A 15,477-nucleotide genomic window follows, 5' to 3' on the forward strand; every position below is an offset into this window, starting at 1 on the left:
AATACCGCGGGTAACAACTGAAATCGGGGAGGCACCATGACACGCAGACCCACCCTGCGCTGTTCACTCGCCGCCGTCGCCGCGTTCACCGCGGCGCTCGGCGGCCTCGCTGTCACCGGACCCACCGCCCACGCGGCCCCCGCGCCGCACACACCCGCCGCCGCCACGGCCCCGGCCCCGGCGCGCGCCGCCGCCACGACGCCCCTGTCGCCCGAACTGGAGAAGATCCGCGCCGCGGAAGCGGTCAGGCTCTACGGGGACGCCGCCGAGCGCCCCCTGGAGCAGCGCAAGACCTCGCTCCTCTCGCTCGGCGACAGCGAGATCTCCGGCGAGGGCGTCGGCACCTACGAACCGGGCACCAACGGGCCCTCCAACTGGTGCCACCGCTCGCCCGACGCCGCCATCCACCGCACCACGATCCCCGCCGACGTGACGTACAACGTCGCCTGCTCCGGCGCCTCCACCGCCAACATCCGCATCGGCGGCAGCAAGCAGTACGCCGACGAGCTCGTCCAGAGCGACAGCCTCGCGGTCAAGGCCCGCAACACCCGCGTGAAGATGGTCCTGCTGGTCGCCGGCGCCAACGACGACCTGCAGTTCGGCCCCGTCATGACCGACTGCGTCACCCGCTACCTGACCCTCCAGGGCACCTGCGAGCCCAAGTACGCCCCCGGCTGGCAGGCCCGCGTCGACGGCCTCGTGCCCAAGGTCGAGCAGACCGTACGGGACCTGCGCACCGTGATGAAGGACGCCGGCTACGCCGACGGCGACTACAAGCTCGTCCTCATGGGCTACCCGAGCCCCATAGGCCCCGACATCGAGGACAACCCGTCCTTCCCCGGCAAGCTCCCCGGCGGCTGCGTCGGCCACACCTCCGACGCCGCCTGGGGCCGCAACGCCGCCGTACCGGCCTTCGAGCGCGGCATGCGGAAGGCCGCGCGCGACACGGGCGCGGTCTACCTCGACAACTCGCGCCTCTTCCACGGGCACGAGGTGTGCATGGAGGACACCTGGGCGCGCGGCCTCTACGTCGACCTGAGCAACCCCTTCCCGCCCAACGAGAACTCCGTACGGCAGTCCTTCCACCCCAACACCCGGGGTCACGGCGCCTTCGCGTCCTGCCTGAGTCAGATCTACCAGGCCGGCTACCGCGAGGCGGGCTGCGCCGACCCGGCGAGCACGGGGAAGCCGGTGCTGCGGGAGGGCGCCTGGGACGACGTCTTCCGGCCGCTGAAGAACGAGGCCACGGGGACGTGCGTCGACGCCTACGGGGCGAGCAGCCGGAACGGGACGGCGGTCGGGGGATGGGACTGCACGGGGAACCGTAACCAGGAGTGGGGCTACGACGCCGGCACCAAGGCGGTGCGGACGGCTCTTTCGCACGACCGGTGCGTGGACGTTCCCGGGGGGAAGTACGCGGCGGGGACGGCCGTGGTGCTGTGGAACTGCCACGGGGGTGGCAACCAGCAGTTCAGCCGCTCCGGTGAGGGGCTCAGCCCGGTGGCCGCGCCCGGGCTGTGCCTGACGCTGGCGGGCGGTAAGGATGCGGTGCGCCTGCAGAAGTGCGACGGCTCGCCGAACCAGCGGTTCGCATAACGCTCTGCGCAGTTCCCCGCGCCCCTGAAGGGGCGCGGGGAACTGCGCGACCAGCCACAGACGGCCTGCAGCCGGGAACCGGTGTCAGGAGCTGCGGACCGGGATGGACGTGAACGTCGGCGCCGGGGACGGGTCCACGAAGAAGTCGTTGCCCTTGTCGTCGACGACGATGAACGCCGGGAAGTCCTCGACCTCGATCTTCCAGACCGCCTCCATGCCGAGCTCCTCGTACTCCAGGACCTCGACCTTCTTGATGCAGTCCTGGGCCAGGCGCGCCGCCGGGCCGCCGATCGAACCGAGGTAGAAGCCGCCGTGGCTGCCGCACGCGTCGGTGACCTGCTTGCTGCGGTTGCCCTTGGCGAGCATCACCTTGGAGCCGCCGGCGGCCTGGAACTGCTCGACGTAGGAGTCCATGCGGCCGGCCGTCGTCGGGCCGAAGGAGCCGGAGGCGTAGCCCTCGGGGGTCTTGGCCGGGCCGGCGTAGTAGACCGGGTGGTCCTTGAGGTACTGGGGCATCTCCTCGCCCGCGTCCAGCCGCTCCTTGATCTTCGCATGTGCGATGTCGCGGGCCACGACGAGCGGTCCGGTCAGCGAGAGGCGGGTCTTGACGGGGTACTTGGTCAGCTCGGCGAGGATCTCGTCCATGGGCCGGTTGAGGTCGATCTTGACGACCTCGTTGTCGTCCAGGTGCTCGTCCGTCGTCTCCGGCAGGAAGCGCGCCGGGTCGGTCTCCAGCTGCTCCAGGAAGACGCCCTCGGGCGTGATCTTCGCGAGCGCCTGGCGGTCGGCGGAGCAGGAGACGGCGATGGCCACCGGGCAGGACGCGCCGTGGCGCGGGAGGCGGACGACGCGCACGTCGTGGCAGAAGTACTTGCCGCCGAACTGGGCGCCGATGCCGATCTTCTGCGTCAGCTCGAAGACCTTGTCCTCCAGCTCCTTGTCGCGGAAGCCGTGGCCGAGCGCGGAGCCCTCCTCCGGCAGCTCGTCGAGGTAGTGCGCGGAGGCGTACTTCGCGGTCTTCAGCGCGTACTCGGCCGACGTGCCGCCGACGACGATCGCCAGGTGGTACGGCGGGCAGGCGGCCGTGCCGAGCGAGCGGATCTTCTCCTCCAGGAACTTCATCATGCTCGCCTCGTTGAGCACGGCCTTCGTCTCCTGGAAGAGGAAGGACTTGTTGGCCGAGCCGCCGCCCTTGGCCATGAAGAGGAACTTGTAGGCGCCGCCGTCGGTCGCGTACAGCTCGATCTGCGCGGGCAGGTTGGAGCCGGTGTTCTTCTCGTCCCACATGGTCAGCGGGGCCATCTGCGAGTAGCGCAGGTTGAGCTTCGTGTAGGCGTCGAAGATGCCGTGCGAGAGGGCCTTCTCGTCGCCGCCCTCGGTCAGCACGTTCTGGCCGCGCTTGCCCATGACGATCGCCGTGCCGGTGTCCTGGCACATCGGGAGCACGCCGGCGGCCGCGATGTTGGCGTTCTTCAGCAGGTCCAGGGCGACGAAGCGGTCGTTCGCGGAGGCCTCGGGGTCGTCGAGGATCTTCCTCAGCTGCGCGAGGTGGGCCGGGCGCAGGTAGTGCGAGATGTCGTGCATCGCCTCGGCGGCCAGCTTGCGCAGCGCCTCCGGCTCGACCTTGAGGAAGGTGCGGCCGTCGGCCTCGAAGGTCGACACGCCCTCGGAGGTGACCAGGCGGTACGGAGTGTTGTCCTCGCCCAGGGGCAGGAGGTCCGTATAGGCGAACTCAGAGGCAGACATTGCGGCGGATTCCTCACTCGGCAGGCAGCGGTGGCTGGCGTCCTCGACAGCGCATACCAGCCTAGGGCGCGCGCGGGGAAGTGTTCTTGTGAGGTAAGGCTCACCCGTCGGCTCACCCGCTCCGACCAGGCGGTTTTCCGGGGGTTTCGGGCCGGACGCCCGGCCCTCTATCGCGATCTATCGCGTTTGGCTACCCTGCTTGCCGTGGAAGAGCCATCGTTGCCATCGTTCGAGAAGCACCCCCGGCAGAGCCGTCCCGCCGTCCCGGAGCCCGGGCTGCGCGCCTCCGACGCCGACCGCGACCGGATCGCCGACGTCCTGCGCGACGCCCTGGGCGACGGCCGGATCACCGCCGAGGAGCACGCCGAGCGGATCGGAGCCGTCTACCGGGCCAGGACCCTGGGCGAGCTGGAACCGCTGGTCGGAGACCTGCCGGTGGACGGCGGGGCCCGGTCGCAGGGCCTCGCGCGCCCGTACGCCGCCCCGGCGCACACCGCGGGCGCGGGCCCCGCGGAGAACCTCGCCGCCGTCTTCGGTACCGCGAGCCGCAAGGGGCGCTGGCGGGTGAACCGGAGGACGAACGCGTTCGCGCTGTTCGGCGCCGTGGAGATCGATCTGACCGAGGCGTTCTTCGAGCAGCGGGAGATCGTCATCAATGCGGCCTCGGTCTTCGGCAGCATCGACATCACGGTCCCGGAGAACGTCACCCTGCGTTCCACCGGCACCGGCGTCTTCGGCGGTTTCGAGGTCAGGACCGTCGAGGCACCCGACCCGGACGCACCGGTCGTCTCCGTCACCGGCTTCTCGCTCTTCGGCAGCGTGGACGCCAAACCGAAGCGCGGCAAGCGGCTCAAGAACCTTCGCGCGGGCCGCTGATGGCGGGCCGCGCGCCCTATCACCGCGAACTTACTGCGGGTTACCGCGTTCCGCTCATGGCAACGGTGTGAATAAGCACGCGCACAGCGGGTAAAGCTTGGTGCATCGTCTCTCGTACGGCTGCCGGTGCGAATGGCCGTGCGCAGTGGAGGCGGGCAAGGGTGACTCAACCGGCCCAGCAAAAGCCGTCGTCAGGAGTAGACCGTGCTGCTACCGCATCAGCCCCTGCAGGAAGCCGCCGTACCGTCCCCGCGGATCTCGTCCGCGCGGGATCAGGCCGGCCCCTGGCATTCGGAGGCGGTGTGCCGCCGGGATGAAGCCGGGCTCTTCTTCGCACCATCAAAGGAACCGACGGCTGCCCGCCTCTCGCGCGAAGAGGCCGCCAAGCGCGTCTGCGCCCGTTGCCCGGTGATGGTCGAATGCCGTGAGCACGCCTTGCTGCAGCCGGAGCCTTACGGGGTGTGGGGCGGCCTCACCGCCGCCGAGCGCCGGGTGGTCCTGGCCCGCCGGCGGCGGCGCGAGGCCGAGCTGGCACGCACGACGCGGGTCGCCGCCGCGGGCTGACCGCAGGCGACGGCCCGACGCCGGACGGGGTTGATTGTGGCTGGGCTCAGCTCAGCCGGAATCAACCCGTCCGGCGTTTGAGGGCAAGTACGCCCGCAGGGAGCGGGGCGCAGGGCGCAGGGGAAGCCGCCCGCAGGGCTCAGGGCCTCAGCTGGGGCGCTCGAAGTCGACCGTGCTGTACGCGCGCAGCTTCGACAGCCGGTGCGTGGAGTCGATCTGCCGGATCGTGCCCGACTTGGAGCGCATGACCAGCGACTGCGTGGTCGCCGTCTCCGCGCGGTAGCGGACGCCGCGCAGCAGCTCCCCGTCGGTGATGCCGGTGGCCACGAAGAACACGTTGTCGCCGCTGACCAGGTCGTTCGTGTGCAGGACGCGGTCGAGGTCGTGGCCTGCGTCGAGGGCGCGCCGGCGCTCCTCGGCATCCTTGGGCCACAGCTTGGCCTGGATGGTGCCGCCCATGCACTTCATCGCGCAGGCCGCGATGATGCCCTCGGGCGTACCGCCGATGCCCAGCAGGAGGTCCACGCCGGTGCCCTCGCGGGCGGCCATGATGGCGCCGGCGACATCGCCGTCGGAGATGAACTTGATCCGGGCGCCGGCCTCGCGGATCTCCTTGACCAGCCCGTCGTGGCGGGGGCGGTCCAGGACGACGACGGTGACGTCCTCGGGGGAGGAGTGCTTGGCCTTGGCGATCCGGCGGATGTTGACCGCGACCGGGGCGTCGATGTCGACGAAGTCGGCGGCCTCCGGGCCGGTGACCAGCTTGTCCATGTAGAAGACCGCGGACGGGTCGAACATGGTGCCGCGGTCGGCGACGGCCATCACGGAGACGGCGTTGGCCATGCCCTTGGCGGTGAGGGTCGTGCCGTCGACGGGGTCGACGGCCACGTCGCACTCGGCGCCGGTGCCGTCGCCCACGCGCTCGCCGTTGTAGAGCATGGGGGCGTTGTCCTTCTCCCCCTCGCCGATGACGACGACACCGTTCATGGAAACGGTGCCGATCAGGGCGCGCATGGCCTTGACCGCGGCGCCGTCCGCGCCGTTCTTGTCACCCCGGCCGACCCAGCGGCCCGATGCCATGGCACCGGCCTCGGTGACCCGGACGAGCTCCAGGGCGAGGTTGCGGTCGGGAGCCTCGGGGCTGACCTCGAGCGGGGACGGCAGATGATGCTCGGTCATCGGAGCGCACCTTTCTGTACGGCGACGGCCGTGGGACCCCTCTCCCCCGAAAGGGGCAGAAGGTGAGGGTGCTGATGACTTTATCTGTTTACTGCGAGAGTGAGCAGAGGGCCCTACGCATGAGCGGTGTCAAGGTCTCCCGGACGGGCCACCGGCCCGGCTCCGGCGCGCCGCCGGGGCCGCCGTCAAGATCTCCCAGGTCATAGGGGACGATGGGGGTGTGGCAGGTAGGAATCCCAAGGCGCAGACCGTGCGCAACATGGTGCTCGCGATGGCGGTGATCATTCCCGTCGCTTTTGTCAGCTACGTGTTCATCCCGCACGGCGAGGGCAAGGGCATGGTGGCCGAAAGCGCGGTGCCCACCGTCGACTACCGCGTCGAGCTCGACACGGCGCGGCGCGCGGCTCCGTACCCCGTCGCGGCCCCGGCCGGGCTGGGCGGGGACTGGCGCGCCACCTCCGTCTCGTACCGGGCGGGCGGGACGGGCGGCAAGGAGGGCTCGGTCTGGCACCTGGGCTTCCTCGACCCGGAGACGCAGTACGTGGCCGTCGAGCAGAGCGACGGGCCGGCCGGTGCCTTCATCGACGGCGTGAGCCAGCGCGCGGTGAAGACCGGCAGGACGCAGCGCGTGGGCGATGCCACGTGGCGGCAGTACGAGGGCGAGAAGTACAACGCGCTCGTGCGGGAGGAGCGCGGGGTGACCACGGTGGTCACCGGCACGGCCTCCCCGGAGCGGCTTACGGAAATGGCCGCCGCGCTCAAGGCCCGCAAGGGCTGAGGGAGCGCGACGGCCGGTGCCGTGCGGGGACGGTCAGGGACCGTCCCCGCTGTTCGGCGTTTGAAGCGGTTCTGCGTTTGAAGCGCCCGGTCGGGCCGAAGCGGCCCGGTCGGGTCAGACCGTCGTGACGACCTGCTCGTAGGGCAGGCGCGGCGAGCGGGGGTACGAGGCGCCCTCGCCCGGCTTGCCGATGTTGACGATCATCAGCGGGGTGTGGTCGTCGTCCAGGAACTCCTTCTGGACGCCCGCGAAGTCGAAGCCCGTCATCGGGCCGGCGGCCAGGCCCGCGGCGCGGATGCCGAGGATGAAGTAACCGGCCTGCAGCGAGCCGTTGAGCGCGGCGGACTTCTCACGGACCGGGCGCTCGGTGAAGAAGACGTCCTTGGCCTGCGGGAAGTGCGGGAACAGCTCCGGCAGCTCCTCGTGGAACTCGTTGTCCGTGGCGAGGATCGCGACGAGCGGGGCGCTCACGGTCTTGTCGCGGTTGCCCTCGGCCATCAGCGGCGCGAGGCGCTCGCGGGCCTCCTCGGAGCGGATCAGCACGATGCGCAGGGGCGACTGGTTGAACGCCGTCGGGGCGTACTTGACCAGGTCGTAGACGGCCTGGATCTGCTCGTCGGTCACGGGCTCGCCGGAGAAGGTGTTGGCCGTGTGCGCCTCACGGAAGAGCAGGTCCTGGGCGGCGGGGTCGAGGGCGAGAGACATGGGGGCACCTTCTTGCGTACGGAAAATCCCGGGGGGAGGGCTTACGGGATCCACTGTACGACAAGTAGATGAAAGTTCAACTAAAGGGGTGGAGGTGTGGTCGGGTTCACCCGACCCCGGAGGCGTATCGCCTGGTCAGGACGGGTGGGGTCCGGTCGGTCACTCCTCCTCGGCGTCCGCCGCGGCACCCGCCGCCGCCCCGGCCTCCTCCTCGGAGGCCAGCGCCGCATCCAGCCGCGCCCGCGCGCCCTCCAGCCAGCGCCGGCACACCTTCGACAGCTCCTCGCCGCGCTCCCACAGGGCCAGCGACTCCTCCAGCGTCGTGCCGCCCGCCTCCAGGCGGCGCACGACCTCGATCAGCTCGTCGCGAGCCTGCTCGTACCCCAGCGCATTCGTCGCCGCATCCGTTGTCGTCGCCATGGCCACCAGCCTATGCGGGGGGTACGACAGCGGACCCGGCAACGGGCCGCACCGTGAACTCGCCCTCCGCGACCCGCGCCCGCAGCTCCTCCTCCGGCGCCACCTCGGCCGCCTCCCGCACCACCGAGCCGTCCGCGTGCTGCAGCACGGCATAGCCCCGGCGCAGCGTCGCCGCCGGGGACAGCGCGACCACGCGCGCGTGCGTGTGCGACAGCTCCGAATCCGCGCGGTCCAGCAGGTGGCCGAGGGTGCGGCGGGCCCGGGCGGTCAGCGCGTCGATACGGTCCTCGCGCTCCTCCACCATCCGCTGCGGATGCTGCATGCACGGGCGGGCCCGCACCGACGCCAGGCCGCGCTCCTCGCGGTCCAGATGCGCGGTGACGCAGCGCAGGGCGCGCTCACGCAGCTGCCGGACCCGGACCAGCTCCTCGCCGACATCGGGCACCACGCGCTTCGCCGCATCCGTCGGCGTGGACGCGCGCAGGTCCGCGACCAGGTCCAGCAGGGGGGAGTCGGGCTCGTGGCCGATCGCGGACACCACCGGCGTGCGGGCGGCCGCGACGGTCCGCACCAGGCGCTCGTCCGAGAACGGCAGCAGGTCCTCGACGCTGCCGCCGCCGCGCGCCACGATGATCACGTCCACGTCCGGGGCCTTGTCGAGCTCCTCGACGGCCTCGATGACGCGCGGCACCGCGTGGACGCCCTGGACGGGCACGTTGCGGACCTCGAAGCGCACGGCGGGCCAGCGGTGCCGGGCGTTCTCCAGGACATCGCGCTCGGCGGCCGAGGCGCGGCCGCAGACCAGGCCGATCAGCTGCGGCAGGAACGGCAGCGGCCGCTTGCGCTCCGCGGCGAACAAGCCCTCCGCCGCCAGCGACTTCTTCAGCTGCTCCAGCCGCGCCAGCAGCTCGCCCATACCCACCGGCCGGATCTCCGCCGCCCGCAGCGAGAGCTGGCCGCGCGGGGCGTACCACTCGGGCTTGGCGTGCACGACGACGCGCGCGCCCTCCGAGACGATGTCGGCGACCTTGTCGAAGACCGCGCGGTAACAGGTGACGGACAGCGAGACGTCGTGCGCGGGGTCGCGCAGCGTCAGGAATACGACGCCGGCGCCCGGGCGGCGGGAGAGCTGGGTGATCTGCCCCTCGACCCACACCGCGCCGAGACGGTCGATCCAGCCGCCGATGAGCCGGGACACCTGCCCCACCGGGATCGGGGCGTCGGGGGACGTATTGAGGGCCATGGGGGTGAGCGTAGTGGCCTCTCGCCGGCCGGGGCCCCGTATGCGGGACGGCTGCTCGGCCGGGCATTCCGCCGGACCCTCGCCGTGGTGGCGTGCCGCCGTTGCGGCGGCTGACTCTCCGCGGAGCTTGGCAGCGGAGTGCCTGCCGGCTCTCCGGCAGGTGCTTCCGCCGCTGCGGGTAGGCACACCCCGGGCAAATGACTCCGCCGCCGCGGCGAGCAACCCCGTGGGGCGGCCCGGCGGTGCCGGGATCTGCTCAGGCCCCGCGCCAGCGGCCCCCGCGGCGCAGCCCGGCGGTGCCGGAATCCTCCGCCGAGGTCCCGGGCAAATACTTCCGCCGCCGCGGCGAGCAACCCCCGTGGGGCAGCCCGGCGGTGCCGGGATCTGCTCAGGCCCCGCGCCAGCGGCCCCGCGGCGCAGCCCGGCGGTGCCGGAATCCTCCGCCGAGGTCCCGGGTAAATACTTCCGCCGCCGCGGCGAGCAACCCCGTGGGGCGGCCCGGCGGTGCCCGAATTCGCTCAGGCCCCGCGCCAGCGGCCCCCGCGGTGCCGGAATTCGCTTCGGCCCAGTGCCGGCGACCCCGCGCTAGCGGCCCCCGCGGAGCGTCTGCGCGCCCAGTACGCCCAGGCCTGCCGCCAGCCACAGGCCTCCCACGACCTGGGCCGTCGCCGACGCCTCGACGATCACCGCGATCACCACCGCGAGCCCCAGCAGGGGCGCCACCACATGCGGGACGGGCCGCAGCTCGCCGCCCCGTCTGCGGACCGCGAACCAGCCGATCACCGACAGGTGCAGCAGTGCGAAGGCCACCAGCGCCCCCACGTCCACCACCGACACCAGACGGTCCAGGCCGTCGTCCCGCCGCGCCGCCCAGACCGCCGCCACGAGGTTGACCACTGCCGCGCCCAGCACCGCGACGCGGGGCACGCCCGAGGCGCGGTCCACCTTCGACAGCAGCCCCGGCAGCCTCCTGTCCCGCGCCATCGCGAACAGCAGCCGCCCCGCCGCCGCCTGTCCCGCCAGCGCCGCGAACGCCGCCCCGACGGCCTTGCTGACCGCCACCAGGTCGTGCAGCCACGCGCCCGTCGCCGAGTCCACCGTGTCGTAGAACGCCGAGCCCTGCGCGGCCGGATTCGCCGCCAGGTCCGCGGAGGACACCGGAGCCAGCAGCGTCGCCAGATACGTCTGGACGACGAACAGCACGCCCGCCACCGCCAGGCACGTCATCACCGCCCGCGCCACCCGCTCCGACCCTCCCGCCGACTCCTCCGCGAACGCCGCGATCGCGTCGAAGCCCAGGTACGACAGCACCGCCACGGACACCGCGGCGACCACCGCCTCCGGGGCGAAGCCGCCCTCACCTGTCAGCGGCGACAGCCAGCCGCGCTGCGCCCCGTTCTCCGAGAGGGCGAACACCGCGCACACCACGAAGACCGCCAGGACGGCGATCTCCATGGCGAGCACCAGGAAGCCGACCAGGGCGGCCGTCCGCACGCCCGCCAGGTTCAGCGCGGTCGTCACCGCGACCGCGACGGCCGTCCACACCCACTGCGACACCGACGGCACCAGCGCGTGCAGGGCGATCCCCGAGAACAGGTAGGCCACCGCAGGGATCAGGAGGTAGTCCAGCAGCGCCATCCAGCCGGCGATGAACCCCGGACCCTCGCCGAGCCCCACGCGCGCGTACGTGTAGACCGAGCCGGCCTGCGGGGCGACCCGCACCATCTGCGCGTAGGAGAAGGCGGTGAAGGCCATCGCGACGGTCGCGACGACGTAGACGAGCGCCACCGCACCGTGCGACTTCGCGTCCAGCGTGCCGAAGATGCCCACCGGCGCCATGGGGGCGATGAACAGCATCCCGTAGACGACCAGGTCCCGGAAGGTGAGGGTGCGGCGGAGCTTTCCGTCGGTGCCGCCGGGTGCTGCGGTCACGGGTGCGGTCATGGGCTGCCCCTAGGGCTGACGGGATCCGGAGCCGATGGAGCCGACGGATCCGGAGATGCCGGAATCGCGGCTTCCGTCATCGTGCCCCACCCGGCCGCCCGCCGCCGGTCGGCACCGCGGGCCCTTACGATGGACGGCATGACTGCACCCACCGCCCGCAAGGTCCTCCTCGCCGCCCCCCGTGGCTACTGCGCGGGTGTGGACCGCGCCGTGATCGCCGTCGAGAAGGCCCTGGAGCAGTACGGCGCCCCCGTCTACGTGCGTCATGAGATCGTCCACAACAAATACGTGGTGAAGACCCTGGAGAAGAAGGGCGCGATCTTCGTCGACGAGACGGAGGAGGTGCCCGAGGGCAACATCGTCATCTTCTCCGCCCACGGCGTCGCCCCGGTCGTGCACGAGGAGGCCGAGCGCGGCAAGCTCGCCACGATCGACGCCACCTGCCCGCTGGTCACCAAGGTCCACAAGGAAGCCGTCCGCTTCGCCAAGGACGACTACGACATCCTCCTCATCGGCCACGAGGGCCACGAGGAGGTCATCGGCACCAGCGGCGAGGCGCCCGACCACATCACCCTGGTAGACGGCCCCGGCGACGTGGCGAACGTCGAGGTCCGCGACCCGGACCGGGTCGTCTGGCTCTCCCAGACCACCCTCTCGGTCGACGAGACGATGGAGACGGTCGACGCCCTCAAGGGCCGCTTCCCCAACCTCCTCTCCCCGCCGAGCGACGACATCTGCTACGCCACGCAGAACCGGCAGACCGCGGTCAAGCAGATGGGCGCCGACGCCGACCTGGTGATCGTCGTCGGCTCGAAGAACTCCTCCAACTCCGTCCGCCTGGTCGAGGTCGCCCTGGGCGCCGGAGCCAAGGACGCCCACCTGGTGGACTACGCCGACGAGATCGACGAGGCGTGGCTGGAAGGCGTCTCCACGGTCGGCGTGACCTCGGGCGCCTCGGTCCCGGAGATCCTCGTCGACGGCGTCCTGGAGTGGCTCGCCGAGCGCGGCTACACCGACGTCGAGACCATCACGGCCGCCGAGGAGCACATCGCCTTCTCGCTGCCGAAGGAGCTCCGCCGCGACCTGCGTGCGGAGGCGGCCGGGCTGGTCGGCGGCGAGTCCGCCTAAGGACCCCCGGGCCGCGTAAGGCCCACTGCATTCATGGCCGCCACGCCGTAGCGTGGTGGCCATGAACGTATTCGGCGTGGACATCGGCGGATCGGGCATCAAGGGCGCGCCGGTCGACGTGCTGCGGGGCGAGCTCACCCAGGAGCGCTTCAAGGTGCTCACCCCGCGCCCGGCGACCCCGGACGCCGTCGCGGACTGCGTCCGGGAGGTCATGGAGCACTTCGGCCCCGCGGCCGGGCCGGTCGGGGCCACGTTCCCCGGCGTGGTCGTCGGCGGTACGACGCGCACGGCCGCCAACGTCGACAAGGGCTGGATCGGCCGGGACGCCGCGGGGCTGCTCGGCGAGCGGCTCGGCGCGCCCGTGACCGTGCTCAACGACGCCGACGCCGCGGGCCTGGCCGAGATGCACTTCGGGGCGGGCCGCGGCCGGCGCGGCACCGTCATCATGCTCACGTTCGGCACGGGCATCGGCAGCGCCGTCTTCACCGACGGCAAGCTCGTCCCCAACACCGAGCTGGGCCATCTGGAGCTGCAGGGCCACGACGCGGAGACCCGCGCCTCGACCCGGGCCAAGGAGGAGGAGGGCCTGAAGTGGAACCACTGGGCCCGGCGCGTGGAGCGCTACCTGGCCCATGTGGAGATGCTGTTCTCGCCCGAGCTGTTCGTCATCGGCGGCGGCGTGAGCCGCAAGGCGGCCAAGTTCCTGCCGCTGATCGAGGGCGTCAGCGCCGAGATCGTGCCTGCGGAGCTGGAGAACAACGCGGGGATCGTGGGGGCCGCGATGGCTGCTGCCGTTGCGTCCGGCGCAGCCGTGCCCGTCTCCGCCGCCTGATCAGCACGATCCTGCGCGCCAGCGTGATCAGGGCCGTCAGCAGGGTGCCCGCGTAGAGCCAGCCCGCGTTCAGCGACAGCAGTGTGACCAGGCCCATGACCTTGCCGCCCACCCCGTCGGCCCCGCCGGCCAGGGGCACGGCGCCCACGGCGAAGGCGATGGGCGCGGTGACGGGGGCGGTGGCCAGGTCGGCCGGCCGCACCCACAGCGCACACACCGTGCCCGCCAGCAGGAAGAAGACCCCGTAGAAGGCGGAGGAGCCGCCCGCCAGGGAGTCCAGCCAGCCGATGCCGAGCATCCACGCGGTGGTCAGCAGGCCGCTGCCGAGCCCGGTCAGCCGCGGCCCCGGCAGCCTGCCCAGGGCCCGCAGCTGCTGCGTGGAGGCCCCGCTGCGGGGCCGGCGGAGTGATGCGGCCGCGCCCTGCCCCACGGGCGCCGCGGGCCGCGGCACGGGAGGGACGCGGCGGGCCTTGCCCTGGGGCGTACGCGTGCTGGGTTGCTCCACCCGACCAAACTAGGTCGACAAGCGGGAGGAATCCGGCGTTGGACACGCGGTTTGGGCCACCTTGGCCGTACGTTCGACTGATAGTCCGTACGGGTCGGCCGGACGAGTGGACCCGTAGACTGGATGACCGGCCCGGCAGTGGGCCATGACCGGCCCGCCACGGGCCGCGGACCCTTTGGAACCTACGGGAAGTCGCCACGTGTCGCTCACGATCGGAATCGTCGGTCTGCCCAATGTCGGCAAGTCGACCCTGTTCAACGCCCTGACCAAGAACGACGTGCTGGCGGCCAACTACCCGTTCGCCACCATCGAGCCCAACGTGGGCGTGGTCGGCGTCCCCGACCCCCGGCTGCAGCAGCTGGCGGAGATCTTCGGCTCGCAGAAGATCCTGCCCGCCACGGTCGACTTCGTCGACATCGCGGGCATCGTCCGCGGCGCCTCCGAGGGCGAGGGCCTGGGCAACAAGTTCCTCGCGAACATCCGTGAGTCCGACGCGATCTGCCAGGTCATCCGCGCCTTCAAGGACGAGAACGTCGTCCACGTCGACGGCAAGGTCTCGCCCAAGGACGACATCGAGACGATCAACACCGAGCTGATCCTCGCCGACCTGCAGTCGGTGGAGAAGGCGGTCCCGCGCCTGACCAAGGAGTCGCGCCTCCAGAAGGAGAAGGTGGCCGTCCTCGCCGCCGTCGAGGAGGCCAAGACCATCCTCGAGTCCGGCCAGACCCTGTTCTCGGCGGGCATCACCAAGGGCACCGAGCGCGGTGACCTCCTGCACGAGCTGCACCTGCTCACCACCAAGCCCTTCCTCTACGTCTTCAACGTGGACGAGGACGAGCTGGTCGACGAGGACTTCAAGAACGAGCAGCGCGCGCTGGTCGCCCCGGCCGAGGCCATCTTCCTCAACGCCAAGATCGAGTCCGAGCTGATCGAGCTGGACGACGACGAGGCGCTGGAGCTGCTGCAGTCCATGGGCCAGGACGAGCCCGGTCTCGCCACCCTGGGCCGCGTCGGCTTCGACACCCTGGGCCTGCAGACCTACCTCACCGCCGGTCCCAAGGAGACCCGCGCCTGGACGATCAAGAAGGGCGCCACGGCCCCCGAGGCGGCCGGTGTGATCCACACCGACTTCCAGAAGGGCTTCATCAAGGCCGAGGTCATCTCCTTCGACGACCTGGTCGCCACCGGCTCCGTCGCCGAGGCCCGCGCCGCCGGCAAGGCCCGCATGGAGGGCAAGGAGTACGTGATGGCCGACGGCGACGTGGTGGAGTTCCGCTTCAACGTCTGACGGTTTCAGCGTTCTGACGACCACACCGAAGGGCCGCACTCGCCGAGTGCGGCCCTTTCGCGTTCCTCAGCCCCTGCCGCCCGGCGTCAGGCCGTCCAAGTCGATCTCGATCTCGAACGGAACCGGCCGGCTGAGCTTTCCGCGGCAGATGTCGACCGGGACGTAGGTCGCGGTCGGCCCGTCCAGTTCGTAGACATGGACGACGGCGGCGCCGTCCTCGTCCTCGACGCACCAGTAGTGGGGGATGCGTGCCTCGGCGTACTTGCGCAGCTTGACGTTGCGGGCGCGGTGGGCGGACTCGGGGGAGACGACTTCGATGACCAGCTGGACGTCATCGGGTGCGAACCAGGTGAGGTTGCGGTCGAAGGGGGCCGTGGTCACGAGGATGTCGGGTTCCGGGCGATTGCGCTCGTCGAGCCGGATGGTCATCTCTCGCCCGACCCTGAAGCCGGCGGGGGCCAGTTCCTTGAGCGCCGAGGTGAGCGAGTGGACGAGCTCGCCGTGCCACCATCGCTGCGGGGACATCACGAAAATCAGCGCTCCGTCGATCAGCTCGGTGTGACGAGGGGCTTCCGGGAGGCGGTCCAGGTCCTCTGCGAGCCAGCCTTCCGCGCGCGGCGGGCGCATCCAGTCGGGCAGTGCGGTCATGGCTTCACGGTAGCGGCCCGCAGCT

The 15,477-nt window shown here is 71.4% G+C and carries 15 protein-coding genes; 7 read left to right on the plus strand and 8 right to left on the minus strand.

The window, feature by feature from the left end; genetic code table 11:
- Nucleotides 1-36: 36 nt before the first annotated feature.
- Nucleotides 37-1,596: a ricin-type beta-trefoil lectin domain protein gene (locus IE241_RS19165; RefSeq protein ID WP_190023015.1), complete on the plus strand. Its 1,560-nt coding sequence runs from the start codon at nt 37-39 to the stop codon at nt 1,594-1,596.
- An 84-nt stretch (nt 1,597-1,680) separates the two neighbouring features.
- Here IE241_RS19165 and IE241_RS19170 read toward each other — a convergent pair whose 3' ends face one another.
- On the minus strand, nt 1,681-3,342 hold the full coding sequence (locus IE241_RS19170; protein ID WP_190023016.1) for a fumarate hydratase: 1,662 nt from the start codon (nt 3,340-3,342) through the stop codon (nt 1,681-1,683).
- A 204-nt stretch (nt 3,343-3,546) separates the two neighbouring features.
- Between IE241_RS19170 and IE241_RS19175 the strand changes: the two genes are divergently transcribed.
- Complete coding sequence (locus IE241_RS19175) at nt 3,547-4,218, plus strand: DUF1707 SHOCT-like domain-containing protein (protein WP_373300714.1); 672 nt, start codon at nt 3,547-3,549, stop codon at nt 4,216-4,218.
- A 204-nt stretch (nt 4,219-4,422) separates the two neighbouring features.
- The gene (locus IE241_RS19180; RefSeq protein WP_190023017.1) at nt 4,423-4,782 is read left to right on the plus strand and encodes a WhiB family transcriptional regulator; all 360 of its coding nucleotides are present in this window, start codon (nt 4,423-4,425) and stop codon (nt 4,780-4,782) included.
- Between the two features lie 147 nt (nt 4,783-4,929).
- On the opposite strand, the gene glpX is transcribed toward IE241_RS19180, so the two are convergent.
- Nucleotides 4,930-5,961: a class II fructose-bisphosphatase gene (gene glpX / locus IE241_RS19185; RefSeq protein WP_190023018.1), complete on the minus strand. Its 1,032-nt coding sequence runs from the start codon at nt 5,959-5,961 to the stop codon at nt 4,930-4,932.
- 220 nt (nt 5,962-6,181) lie between these two features.
- Between glpX and IE241_RS19190 the strand changes: the two genes are divergently transcribed.
- Nucleotides 6,182-6,739 (plus strand): DUF4245 domain-containing protein, encoded by a 558-nt coding sequence (locus tag IE241_RS19190; RefSeq protein WP_229899501.1) that lies wholly within the window; start codon nt 6,182-6,184, stop codon nt 6,737-6,739.
- A 114-nt stretch (nt 6,740-6,853) separates the two neighbouring features.
- Here the strand turns inward: IE241_RS19190 and IE241_RS19195 are convergent, their stop codons facing one another.
- From IE241_RS19195 to IE241_RS19210, 4 genes are all read right to left on the minus strand, one after another.
- Nucleotides 6,854-7,444: a malonic semialdehyde reductase gene (locus IE241_RS19195; protein ID WP_190023019.1), complete on the minus strand. Its 591-nt coding sequence runs from the start codon at nt 7,442-7,444 to the stop codon at nt 6,854-6,856.
- Between the two features lie 159 nt (nt 7,445-7,603).
- A complete protein-coding gene (locus IE241_RS19200) occupies nt 7,604-7,864 on the minus strand; it encodes an exodeoxyribonuclease VII small subunit (protein ID WP_190023020.1) in 261 nt (86 codons plus the stop codon).
- Nucleotides 7,865-7,874: 10 nt separating this feature from the next.
- A complete protein-coding gene (gene xseA, locus IE241_RS19205; protein WP_190023021.1) occupies nt 7,875-9,107 on the minus strand; it encodes an exodeoxyribonuclease VII large subunit in 1,233 nt (410 codons plus the stop codon).
- Between the two features lie 585 nt (nt 9,108-9,692).
- Nucleotides 9,693-11,051, minus strand: coding sequence for an APC family permease (locus IE241_RS19210; RefSeq protein WP_190023022.1), 1,359 nt, complete (start codon nt 11,049-11,051; stop codon nt 9,693-9,695).
- Between the two features lie 129 nt (nt 11,052-11,180).
- On the opposite strand from IE241_RS19210, the gene IE241_RS19215 reads away from it, so the two are divergent.
- Nucleotides 11,181-12,179 (plus strand): 4-hydroxy-3-methylbut-2-enyl diphosphate reductase, encoded by a 999-nt coding sequence (locus tag IE241_RS19215; RefSeq protein ID WP_190023023.1) that lies wholly within the window; start codon nt 11,181-11,183, stop codon nt 12,177-12,179.
- 61 nt (nt 12,180-12,240) lie between these two features.
- Complete coding sequence (gene ppgK, locus IE241_RS19220) at nt 12,241-13,011, plus strand: polyphosphate--glucose phosphotransferase (RefSeq protein WP_190023024.1); 771 nt, start codon at nt 12,241-12,243, stop codon at nt 13,009-13,011.
- Here ppgK and IE241_RS19225 read toward each other — a convergent pair.
- Nucleotides 12,902-13,516 carry a DUF6542 domain-containing protein gene (locus IE241_RS19225; protein ID WP_190023025.1) on the minus strand — a complete coding sequence of 205 codons (615 nt, stop codon included), beginning with the start codon at nt 13,514-13,516 and terminating at the stop codon, nt 12,902-12,904. The two genes, ppgK and IE241_RS19225, sit on opposite strands and share 110 nt — an antisense overlap.
- 199 nt (nt 13,517-13,715) lie before the next feature.
- On the opposite strand from IE241_RS19225, the gene ychF reads away from it, so the two are divergent.
- Nucleotides 13,716-14,804 (plus strand): redox-regulated ATPase YchF, encoded by a 1,089-nt coding sequence (ychF, locus tag IE241_RS19230; protein WP_190023026.1) that lies wholly within the window; start codon nt 13,716-13,718, stop codon nt 14,802-14,804.
- Between the two features lie 66 nt (nt 14,805-14,870).
- On the opposite strand, the gene IE241_RS19235 is transcribed toward ychF, so the two are convergent.
- A complete protein-coding gene (locus IE241_RS19235) occupies nt 14,871-15,452 on the minus strand; it encodes a Uma2 family endonuclease (protein ID WP_190023027.1) in 582 nt (193 codons plus the stop codon).
- Between the last annotated feature and the right edge of the window lie 25 nt (nt 15,453-15,477).

Source organism: Streptomyces hiroshimensis (assembly GCF_014650335.1).
Lineage (GTDB): Bacteria > Actinomycetota > Actinomycetes > Streptomycetales > Streptomycetaceae > Streptomyces > Streptomyces hiroshimensis.

Coding starts and splice junctions, on each gene's coding strand:
- IE241_RS19235 (WP_190023027.1), bottom strand. CDS start 15,452: ATGACCGCACTGCCCGACTGGATGCGCCCGCCGCGCGCGGAAGGCTGG.
- glpX (WP_190023018.1), bottom strand. CDS start 5,961: ATGACCGAGCATCATCTGCCGTCCCCGCTCGAGGTCAGCCCCGAGGCT.
- xseA (WP_190023021.1), bottom strand. CDS start 9,107: ATGGCCCTCAATACGTCCCCCGACGCCCCGATCCCGGTGGGGCAGGTG.
- IE241_RS19200 (WP_190023020.1), bottom strand. CDS start 7,864: ATGGCGACGACAACGGATGCGGCGACGAATGCGCTGGGGTACGAGCAG.
- IE241_RS19165 (WP_190023015.1), top strand. CDS start 37: ATGACACGCAGACCCACCCTGCGCTGTTCACTCGCCGCCGTCGCCGCG.
- IE241_RS19215 (WP_190023023.1), top strand. CDS start 11,181: ATGGACGGCATGACTGCACCCACCGCCCGCAAGGTCCTCCTCGCCGCC.
- ppgK (WP_190023024.1), top strand. CDS start 12,241: ATGAACGTATTCGGCGTGGACATCGGCGGATCGGGCATCAAGGGCGCG.
- IE241_RS19195 (WP_190023019.1), bottom strand. CDS start 7,444: ATGTCTCTCGCCCTCGACCCCGCCGCCCAGGACCTGCTCTTCCGTGAG.
- IE241_RS19170 (WP_190023016.1), bottom strand. CDS start 3,342: ATGTCTGCCTCTGAGTTCGCCTATACGGACCTCCTGCCCCTGGGCGAG.
- IE241_RS19210 (WP_190023022.1), bottom strand. CDS start 11,051: ATGACCGCACCCGTGACCGCAGCACCCGGCGGCACCGACGGAAAGCTC.